Below are 8868 nucleotides of genomic sequence, written 5' to 3' on the forward strand. Positions count from 1 at the left end.
TCCCGAGCGCCGTCTCCTGGGGCGCCGCCCCAGACCCCGCTCCTCAAACGCCGGAGGGGCTGTTATGCGGGCTTGAGGCCAGGGTCGCCCGCCTCCGTGACGAAGGACGCCGCCGTCTTGATGGGGGCGTCCGGCGTCGTGACGGCCGAGACCGTCTTGAAGTCGGCCCGCGCCGCCTCCCTGTCCAGGCCGACCGTCACGTAGCCGCGGCGGCCGTTGTAGAACTTCATGTGGGGGTTGGCCTTGGTGTAGGTCTCCCAGTTCGCGGGCTTGTCCGCGCCGTCCTTGCCGCTGGCGATGGACGTGGCGACGATCTCCGTGCCGAGGGTCTTGGACGACGGGTCGTCGAAGTCGGCCTTGATGTCGAAGGCGTAGCCGACGTGCACGTCTCCGGTGAGGATCATGAGGTTGTCCAGGTCCGCCGCCTTCGCGCCCGCGAGGACCCGCTGCCGCGAGGCCCGGTAGCCGTCCCAGGCGTCCATGGAGAGCTTCGCCTGCGCGGTGAGGTCCAGCTTGCGCTGGGAGAAGGTGACCTGCTGCGGGACGAGGTTCCACTGCGCGCGCGAGCGGTGCCAGCCGTCGATGAGCCAGCGCTCCTGGGTGGCGCCGGTGATGGTGCGCGCCGGGTCGTCCGACTCGGGCCCCGGGGCGTGGGCCGTGTCGCCGTACGCCTGGTCGGAGCGGTACTGCCGGGTGTCGAGGATGTCGAACTGGGCGAGGCGGCCCCAGACCAGGCGGCGGTAGAGCTGCGCGTCGGGCCCCTTGGGCAGCTGCGGGCGGCGCAGCGGCTGGTTCTCCCAGTACGCGCGGTAGGCGGCGGCGCGGCGGAGCAGGAACTCGGCGGGCGGGTCGTCGTTCTCGGAGATGTCGTCCGCGTAGTTGTTCTCGGCCTCGTGGTCGTCCCAGGTGACGACGAAGGGGTGGGCCGCGTGGGCGGCGCGCAGGTCGGGGTCGGACTTGTAGAGGGCGTACCGCAGGCGGTAGTCCTCCAGGGTCTGGGTCTCCTTGTTGTAGTGCGCGGGCAGCGTGCGGTCGGTGTACTTGCGGGCGCCGCCGACCGCGTTGACCGCGTACTCGTAGAGGTAGTCGCCGAGGTGGAAGACGACGTCGACGTCGTCCTGTGCCAGGTGCTTGTACGCGGTGAAGTAGCCGTCGTGGTACGCCTGGCAGGAGACCGCGGCGAGGGTGAGGGGGCCGGGGCGGCTGCCGGCCGGGGGCGCGGTGCGGGTGCGGCCCGTCTCGCTGACCCACGTGCCCGCCTTGAAGCGGAAGTAGTAGGTGCGGCCCGCGTCGAGGTGCTCGGCCTCGACGTGCACGCTGTGGTTGAACTCCGGGTGGGCGGTGACCGTGCCGCGTCTGGCGACGCGCCGGAAGCGGGCGTCGTGGGCGAGCTCCCACTGGACGGCGACGCGCTCCTTGGGCAGGCCGCCGCCCGGCTCGTAGGGGGCGGGCGCGAGCCGGGTCCACAGCAGCACGGAGCCGGGCAGCGGGTCGCCGGAGGCGACACCGAGGGTGAAGGGGTTGTCCTTGATCCTGCGCCCGTCCAGCTCGGCGGCGCTCGCGACGCCCGCGGTGGGCAGCTCGGTGGCGAAGGCGAGCGCGGCGGCGGCCCCCGTGACGGTGAGGAACCGGCGGCGCCCCACGTGGCGTGCCGCTGCCTTGAGTTCGGGTGCGTGGTGCTGGCCTGCGGGTGTCATGGGCCCTCCCCTGACGATTGGTGTCAGGTGCATGGAAGTGGCGGGGGACGACGCCCGACTGTCGCGTACACAACAGCCGCATGGCGGTCGGATGATGTCCGCGTGGACAGCCCTCCCGTACGCTGCGGGGCCATGAACGCTGAGCCAACTGCACCGACGAAGACCGCCGTGGTGACCGGAGCGGGCTCCGGGATCGGCCGCTCCGTCGCCCTCGAACTGCTCGCCGCCGGATGGTCGGTGGCGCTCGCGGGCCGCCGCACGGAGACCCTGGAGGAGACGGCCGCCCTCGCCGCCGCGAAGGACGGCGCCGCCCTGTGCGTGCGCACCGACGTGGCGCGGCCCGAGGACGTGGCCGCGCTCTTCACGGCCGTGCGCGAGCGCTTCGGCCGCCTGGACCTGCTCTTCAACAACGCCGGTACGTTCGGTCCCGGCGGCGTCCCGGTCGAGGAACTCCCCTACGACGCCTGGCGCCATGTCGTCGACACCAACCTCAACGGCGCGTTCCTGTGCGCGCAGGCCGCCTTCCGGCAGATGAAGGAGCAGGAGCCGCAGGGCGGGCGGATCATCAACAACGGCTCGATCTCCGCGCACGCGCCGCGCCCGCACTCGGTGGCGTACACGGCGACGAAGCACGCCCTGACGGGCCTGACCAAGTCCCTCTCGCTGGACGGCCGTCCGTACCGGATCGCGGTGGGGCAGATCGACATCGGCAACGCGGCGACCGACATGACCGAGCGCATGCAGTCGGGGATCCTCCAGGCCAACGGCGAGCTCGCGGCCGAGCCGGTGATGGACGTGGCCGACGTGGCGCGCACGGTGCGGCACATGGCGGAGCTGCCGCTCGGGGCGAACGTGCAGTTCGCGACGGTGCTCGCGACCAACATGCCGTACGTCGGGCGGGGCTGAGGCCGGAAACCTACACAAGTGGAATCGGACCTACCGCCTCAATCCCGCTCAGCGCACCCCGTATGCTCAGCTTCTCTCCACGAGAACTTCACACTTGGAGCACGCCTTGCGCATACGCACCGCCGCCCCCGCCGTCCTCGCGGCCACCGCCCTTTCGGTGTCGCTGCTCGCCGCCTCGCCCGCGTCGGCGGCGGCCGCCCGGCACCAGGGCGGACTGCACCTCGGATACATCCAGTACGACAGCCCGGGCCGTGACACCCGCAGCAACTCCTCGCTGAACGCGGAGTGGGTGAACATCCACAACAGCTCCCGCTCCGCGGTCCAGCTCAAGGGCTACAAGCTCAAGGACAACACCGGCTACACGTACACCTTCGGCAGTTACAAGATCGGCGCGGGCAAGACCGTCAAGGTCCGCACCGGCAAGGGGTCCAACGCCTCGGGCGTGCGCTACTGGGGCCGCGGCAGCTACGTCTGGAACAACACCAGCGACAAGGCCCGCCTCGTCAAGCCGAGCGGCTCGCTCCAGGACTCCTGCTCCTGGACGCGCGGCGACCACGGGTACAAGAACTGCCACTGACCATCACGAAGGGGAGGGGGCAGGGCGACCGCTCCGCGAAGGACCGGAACCCGCGGTTGGGGCCGCGGGAATCTCCCGGGGCGCGGAGTGGTTGCCCTGCGACATGACGACGAACAACGCCGCGGACTCCCCCGGCACCGGACCCGACGTGCTGCGCTACACCGCCTTCACCACCGACCCCGCGGGCGGCAACCCCGCCGGGGTCGTCCTCGACGCGGCGGGCCTGGACGACGCGGCGATGCTCGCGATCGCGGCCGAACTCGGCTACAGCGAGACAGCGTTCCTCACCCCGGACCCGGCCGGCGCCGAACGGGCCTACGCCGTCCGCTACTTCAGCCCCAAGGCCGAGGTCCCCTTCTGCGGACACGCCACCGTGGCCACCGCGGTGGCGCTCGCCGAGCGGGACGGAGCAGGTGAGTTCGTGTTCGCGACGCGGGCGGGCACGGTGCCGGTGACGGTCTCCGGCGCGGCGGACGTGCTGCGGGCCACGCTCACCAGCGTCGCGCCGCGCGTCGAGGCGGCCGCCGGGGACGACGTCACCGAGGCGCTCGCCGCGCTCGGCTGGGGCGCGGACGAGCTGGACGGCGCCCTGCCGCCGCGCATCGCGTTCGCGGGCGCCCGCCACCTCGTGCTCGCCGCCGCGACACGGGCGCGCCTCGCCGACCTCTCGTACGACTTCGCGCGCCTCGAAGCGCTGATGCGCCGCCTGGACCTGACCACCGTCCAACTGGTGTGGCGCGAGAGCGACTTCGTCTTCCACGTGCGCGACCCGTTCCCGGTCGGCGGCGTCGTGGAGGACCCGGCGACGGGCGCGGCGGCCGCGGCCTTCGGTGCCTACGCGCGCGAACTCGGCCTGGTACCGGCCGACGCGGAGCTCACCCTGTACCAGGGCGCGGACATGGGCAGGCCCGGGGTGCTGACGGTGACGCTGCGGGACGGGGAGGAGCGGGTGCGGGTGACCGGCTCGGCGGTGCGCATCCCGTCCTGACGCTCCCGCTCGGCGTCAGGCCTGGCCGGTCTCGAAGCGGGAGATCCTGCCCGCGTCGTCGACGGTGAAGCTCCACTTCGTGCGCATCTCGCCCCAGGTGTCGTTCCGGTACGAGACGAGCAGCGTGCGGCCGCCGTCCGACTCCGACTCGACGTCCATGTGGCCGTTGCAGGAGAAGATCTCCCGCTCGGTCCAGTCGGCGACGTCCCGGTCGGAGCCGTCGTCGGCCATGGTCGCGCCGGGCGCGAGCAGGGCGTTGAAGGCGTCCTTGTCGTGGGCGTTCACGGCGGTGACGAAGGCGCGGACCAGGGGGTCGGCGAGCCGGTTCACTTGGATGCTCATGGGGCCACGGTCACACCGGGGCATCCCCGGCGCCACCGGTACGGGCCCCGTCAGGGGCGCGGGGAACTGCGCGAGCAACCACGAAAGAGCCGCAGCCGCGACTGCCGGGCCCTCGGCAGACGCGACTGCGGCTCGTCGCGCGCTGAGCGCGCAGTTCCCCGCGCCCCTGACGGGGCCGGACGTGTGTCACCCGGACGGCCCCGTGCACAGGGTGCGCCGCGTCGCCCCGATGGACGGTGGGAGGGACCCGACCGCCCTCGGAGAGACCCGGGAGTCCCCATGACCTGCTCATGCCTCGACCGACGCGACCTCGGCCTGCTGCTGCTTCGCGCGGGGACCGGCGGGGTGCTCGCCGCGCACGGCGCCCAGAAGCTGTTCGGCTGGTTCGGCGGCGGGGGCATCGAGGGCACCGGTGCCTTCATGGAGTCGGTCGGGTACGCGCCGGGCAAGCTGAACGCGATGGTCGCGGGGGTCGCGGAGGCGGGCGGCGGCGTCCTGCTCGCGCTGGGCCTCGCGACACCCGCGGCGGGCGCGGCGGCGGCAGGGGCGATGGCGGGCGCCACGGCCGTCCACGCGCCGAACGGCTTCTTCAGCCAGGGCGGCGGCTACGAGTACCCGGCCTTCCTCGGCCTGACCGCGGCGGCCCTCGCGGTGACGGGCCCCGGCCGCTACTCCGCCGACCACGCCCTGGGCCACGCCCTCAACCGCACCTGGATGGTCCCCGCGGCCCTCGCGGGCACGGCGATCGGCGTACTCATGACGCTGGGGGCCAGGAAGAGGACGGTGGACGAGGGAGAGGGCTCGTAAGGGGCACCGCAAATTCGTTGTCCACCGGAGCCATCGGCACGTTAGCGTCCACGGCCATGACCATGGATTCCAGCACTCCCACCGCTCCAGGCACCCCCGACTCCCCCGCCCAGGACGGACCCCCACGACTCACACGGCTCGCCTTTCACGGGCCGCTCTCCGAGGCGCGTGCGGGACGGATGGTCCAGCGGCTCGTGGCGAGCGAGCCGCGTTCCGTGCTCGATCTCGGGTGCGGGTGGGGCGAGTTGATGCTGCGGATCCTCGACGAGGCGCCGGGGGCCAGCGGGGTCGGGATCGACCTGAACGGGGAGGACCTGGCCCGGGGGCGCGCGAACGCCGAGGAGCGCGGGCTCGGCGGGCGCGTCGAGTTCGTCCAGGAGTCGGCCACCGACACCGCGCACGGCCCCGCCGACGTCGTGCTCTGCCTCGGCGCCGGTCACGCCCTCAGCTCCGCCGCATTGCCCCTGGCCACGGTGGAGGCGCTGCGTGCCCTTCGCGGCCTGGTGAACCCCGGCGGCCGCGTCGTGCTCGGCGAGGGGTTCTGGCAGCGCACGCCGACCGCCGCCGAGCTCGCCGCGATGTGGCCGGACGCCCGCGCCGACGAACACCTCTCCCTCGGCGACCTGGTGGACGCGGCGATCGAGGCGGGGTTCCGCCCGCTGTGGGTGGAGGCGGCGAACGACGAGGAGTGGGAGGAGTTCGAATCCGCCTACCGCTCCGACGCCGAGGAGTGGCTGGCCTCGCACCCCGACCACCCGCTGGCCGCCGAGACGCGCGCGAAGGTCGACACCCAGCGTGCCAGCTGGCTGCGCGGCTACCGCGGGGTGCTGGGCATCGCGTATCTGACCTTGGTGCCGGTCGTCGACTGACGCCTACATCTCCTACGCCCCCTACGTCCCCTGTCCGAACCACGTCTCGGCGAGCGCGTCGAGACGCGGTGCGGGCGGGGCGGGCAGTTCCCGGAGGTACCAGGGCAGATTGCTGTACACGTGGAGCAGGGTGTACGCGAGGAGTTGGCGCGGATCGTACGTCCTGCCGTACGCCTTCATGAAGCGCGCGAGCAGCCCCGGCTCGGCGCGCGTGACGAAGAGGCCGACGCCCACGAAGTCGTACGCCCGGTCCCCGATCATGGCGGGCTCGAAGTCGAGGAGTCCGGTGAGCCGCCAGCCGTCGGCGGGTTCGACGGTCAGGTGCTGGCGCATGAACTCGGTGTGCAGCAGGGCGTGTTGAGCCGCCGCGCCGTCGGTGGCGCACGGCAGGGTGACGGAGGCCAGGAAGTCGGGGATCTGGTCGAGCCACTCCGGGGAGAGTCCGCGCTCGCGCTGCCGCTCGACCGCGCGGGACCGCTGCCGTTCGAGGAACGCGCCCCAGTCGCCGGGTCCCAGGACGTCGGCGAGCGGCTCGGGGTCGAGCGCGTGCAGCGCGGCGAGCGTCTCGGCGGCCTCGGTGACCACGCGCTCCCGGGCGGCGCGCGGGGCGCGCGGCCAGGCGGTGGCGAGGTCCTCGCCGGTCAGGCGGGACATCAGGACGTAGCGCCAGCCGTTCTCGTACGCCCCGGCGGCGTGCACCCGGGGCGTGGGGACGGGGAGGCGGCCCTCGACGTGGCTCAGCACGCGGGCCTCCGTGATGCCGTCCTGAGCGGCGGCCGCGGGGAAGAGCTTCAGCACGTGCTCGTCACCGACGGCGTAGACCGGCTGCGAGCCCTCCGGGTAGCGGGTCAGGGACGCCCCGGCGAGACCGAGCCCGGCGCAGAGGTCGGCGGCACCGGGCCGCATGACCGTCTCGTCGGGGACGACGCGGTCCCAGTCCTCCTCAGTGATCACCTCGGGCAGCATGACCGGCACCGTACTCGCTACCGAAGTAGGGCCGCGAGCGACTTTCGGCGGCAGCGACGGGCGGTGCCGGAGCCCTAGCGTCCCGGGGGAAGGCGGTCGACGGCGGCGCGCCCACGGGGACGAACGGAGCACCACGGGATGCTGGACGAACGGTTCCGCGAAGGAGAAGGGGCAGGAGAGGGCGTAGGGCAGAAGGGCGCGCGTGCGGGTGTGCGCGGGGGGACGACCTCGCTCGGTCACCCGCGCGGGGATCTGCTCCTGCTGCTCGTCGGCCTCCCCGCCGTCGGCCTCGTGCTCGGCCTCGCGCTGCCCCGGCTCGCCCGCTGGGCCTCCGGATCGCCGGTGCTCCCCTGGCGGAACGCCGTCGAGTTCGTCGGCGGGCTCGACGCGCTCTGGCAGACCGGGCTCGTCATGGTGGCCGGGCTCGCGGCGGGCGTCGTCCTCGCCTTCATCGCGCTCGCCGAGGACATGACGCTGGAGCTGACCGACACACAGGTCCGGATCAAGCGGGGCGACGAGCCGCGGACCTTCCGACGGGCGGACGTCTCCGCGGTGTTCGTCGACGGCAAGGAGCTCGTACTGCTCGACGCCGACTCCGGCGAACTCGTGCGCGGCGGGCACGCGCCGCGCGCCGCCGCGCTGGCCGAGGCGTTCCGCGCGCACGGCTACCCGTGGCGGGACGGCGACCCCTACGCGTCGCACTTCCACCGCTGGATCCCCGGCACCCCCGACCTGCCCGCCGAGGTGCACGCGCTGCTCGCGGCGCGGAAGGCCGCGCTGAAGCGGGACGCCGGGCAGGACGCGCGGGACCTGACGGGGATGGCGCGGGGCCTCGGCTACGTCGTTCGCGACGAGGGCAAGGAGCAGTACTGGCGCGCGCTGGCCACCGGGGCGTGACCGGCGGGGCCGGACAGCGCGGGACACGGCGGAAGGCGGCTCCCGTCCCCGGGGAGCCGCCCGGCGTGCGTGCCGTGCCGCGCGCGTCAGGACGCGTGGGTCAGAACACGAACGGCCCCGGTGTCTGCGCCGACGTCGCGTTGCAGGTCACGGTGATGCCGAGGACCACGATCTTCAGGGACTTGCCTTCGAGGCTGTCGCCCGAGGCGACGGTCCCCTTGAGCGGTCCCGTGGAGACGGCGCCGCCCGCGGGGATGGCCGGGTTGGCGTTGCCGGTGAAGTCGGTGGTGCCGCTGCCGTTCTTGGTCAGGGTGAGCGTCGAGTTGACGGAGCCCGCGCCGATGTCGATGGGAGCGGTGATCGCGGAGGTGGACACCTCGATGGTCGCGTTGGTGCCGTCCTGGGCGGCGGTGAGCGTCGCCGTTCCCGAGCCGTAGGACCCGCAGTCGAAGGAGAGGGTGGCGGACTGCGGCTCCACCGCGCCTGCCGCGGGTGCCATCGCGAGGGCACCGGCGGCGAGCGCGCCCGCGGCCAGTGCGGCGCCTATGCCGGTGCGGGCCGTGCGTCCGGTGCCGCCCGTGCCGAATCTGCCGTGTCGCATGGAGGACCTGCCTTCATGGTGGGGGGATCAAGCGGGGGTGGAGCAGGTGCGGTTGATCAGGTGAAGCTGATCAGGTGGGGACCGATCATGTGGGGGGTGGAGATGTGGGGGGGGAGATGTCGGTGCGGAACGCGGGTGCCCTTCGCTCGCCCTGACGGGTCGTCAGCACTCCGGATCGCTGCCCATTGAGGCACAGGATCCCGGGGACGGCAAGGCCG

The 8868-nt window shown here is 73.2% G+C and carries 10 protein-coding genes; 6 read left to right on the plus strand and 4 right to left on the minus strand.

The window, feature by feature from the left end:
• Positions 1 to 62: 62 nt before the first annotated feature.
• The gene (locus KY5_RS11530) at positions 63 to 1697 is read right to left on the minus strand and encodes an alkaline phosphatase D family protein (RefSeq protein WP_098242153.1); all 1635 of its coding nucleotides are present in this window, start codon (positions 1695 to 1697) and stop codon (positions 63 to 65) included.
• Positions 1698 to 1829: 132 nt separating this feature from the next.
• Between KY5_RS11530 and KY5_RS11535 the strand changes: the two genes are divergently transcribed.
• The 3 genes from KY5_RS11535 (at position 1830) to KY5_RS11545 (ending at position 4168) form a co-directional block, all read left to right on the plus strand.
• A complete protein-coding gene (locus KY5_RS11535) occupies positions 1830 to 2603 on the plus strand; it encodes an SDR family oxidoreductase (protein WP_098242154.1) in 774 nt (257 codons plus the stop codon).
• A gap of 106 nt (positions 2604 to 2709) precedes the next feature.
• Positions 2710 to 3180 (plus strand): lamin tail domain-containing protein, encoded by a 471-nt coding sequence (locus tag KY5_RS11540; RefSeq protein ID WP_098247188.1) that lies wholly within the window; start codon positions 2710 to 2712, stop codon positions 3178 to 3180.
• Positions 3181 to 3283: 103 nt separating this feature from the next.
• Entirely contained in the window at positions 3284 to 4168 is an 885-nt protein-coding gene (locus KY5_RS11545) for a PhzF family phenazine biosynthesis protein (RefSeq protein ID WP_098242155.1), read from the plus strand.
• A 15-nt stretch (positions 4169 to 4183) separates the two neighbouring features.
• Here KY5_RS11545 and KY5_RS11550 read toward each other — a convergent pair whose 3' ends face one another.
• Entirely contained in the window at positions 4184 to 4510 is a 327-nt protein-coding gene (locus tag KY5_RS11550; RefSeq protein WP_098242156.1) for a hypothetical protein, read from the minus strand.
• A 279-nt stretch (positions 4511 to 4789) separates the two neighbouring features.
• Between KY5_RS11550 and KY5_RS11555 the strand changes: the two genes are divergently transcribed.
• Positions 4790 to 5317 (plus strand): DoxX family protein, encoded by a 528-nt coding sequence (locus KY5_RS11555; RefSeq protein WP_098242157.1) that lies wholly within the window; start codon positions 4790 to 4792, stop codon positions 5315 to 5317.
• A 56-nt stretch (positions 5318 to 5373) separates the two neighbouring features.
• The gene (locus KY5_RS11560) at positions 5374 to 6186 is read left to right on the plus strand and encodes an SAM-dependent methyltransferase (protein WP_418952761.1); all 813 of its coding nucleotides are present in this window, start codon (positions 5374 to 5376) and stop codon (positions 6184 to 6186) included.
• Between the two features lie 21 nt (positions 6187 to 6207).
• Here the strand turns inward: KY5_RS11560 and KY5_RS11565 are convergent, their stop codons facing one another.
• Positions 6208 to 7152 carry a phosphotransferase family protein gene (locus KY5_RS11565; protein WP_199843034.1) on the minus strand — a complete coding sequence of 315 codons (945 nt, stop codon included), beginning with the start codon at positions 7150 to 7152 and terminating at the stop codon, positions 6208 to 6210.
• Between the two features lie 138 nt (positions 7153 to 7290).
• Here KY5_RS11565 and KY5_RS11570 point away from each other — a divergent pair, with 138 nt between their 5' ends.
• The gene (locus KY5_RS11570) at positions 7291 to 8049 is read left to right on the plus strand and encodes a hypothetical protein (RefSeq protein WP_159072508.1); all 759 of its coding nucleotides are present in this window, start codon (positions 7291 to 7293) and stop codon (positions 8047 to 8049) included.
• Between the two features lie 100 nt (positions 8050 to 8149).
• Here the strand turns inward: KY5_RS11570 and KY5_RS11575 are convergent, their stop codons facing one another.
• Positions 8150 to 8650: a hypothetical protein gene (locus KY5_RS11575; RefSeq protein ID WP_098242159.1), complete on the minus strand. Its 501-nt coding sequence runs from the start codon at positions 8648 to 8650 to the stop codon at positions 8150 to 8152.
• Between the last annotated feature and the right edge of the window lie 218 nt (positions 8651 to 8868).

This window comes from Streptomyces formicae (assembly GCF_002556545.1).
GTDB lineage: Bacteria > Actinomycetota > Actinomycetes > Streptomycetales > Streptomycetaceae > Streptomyces > Streptomyces formicae_A.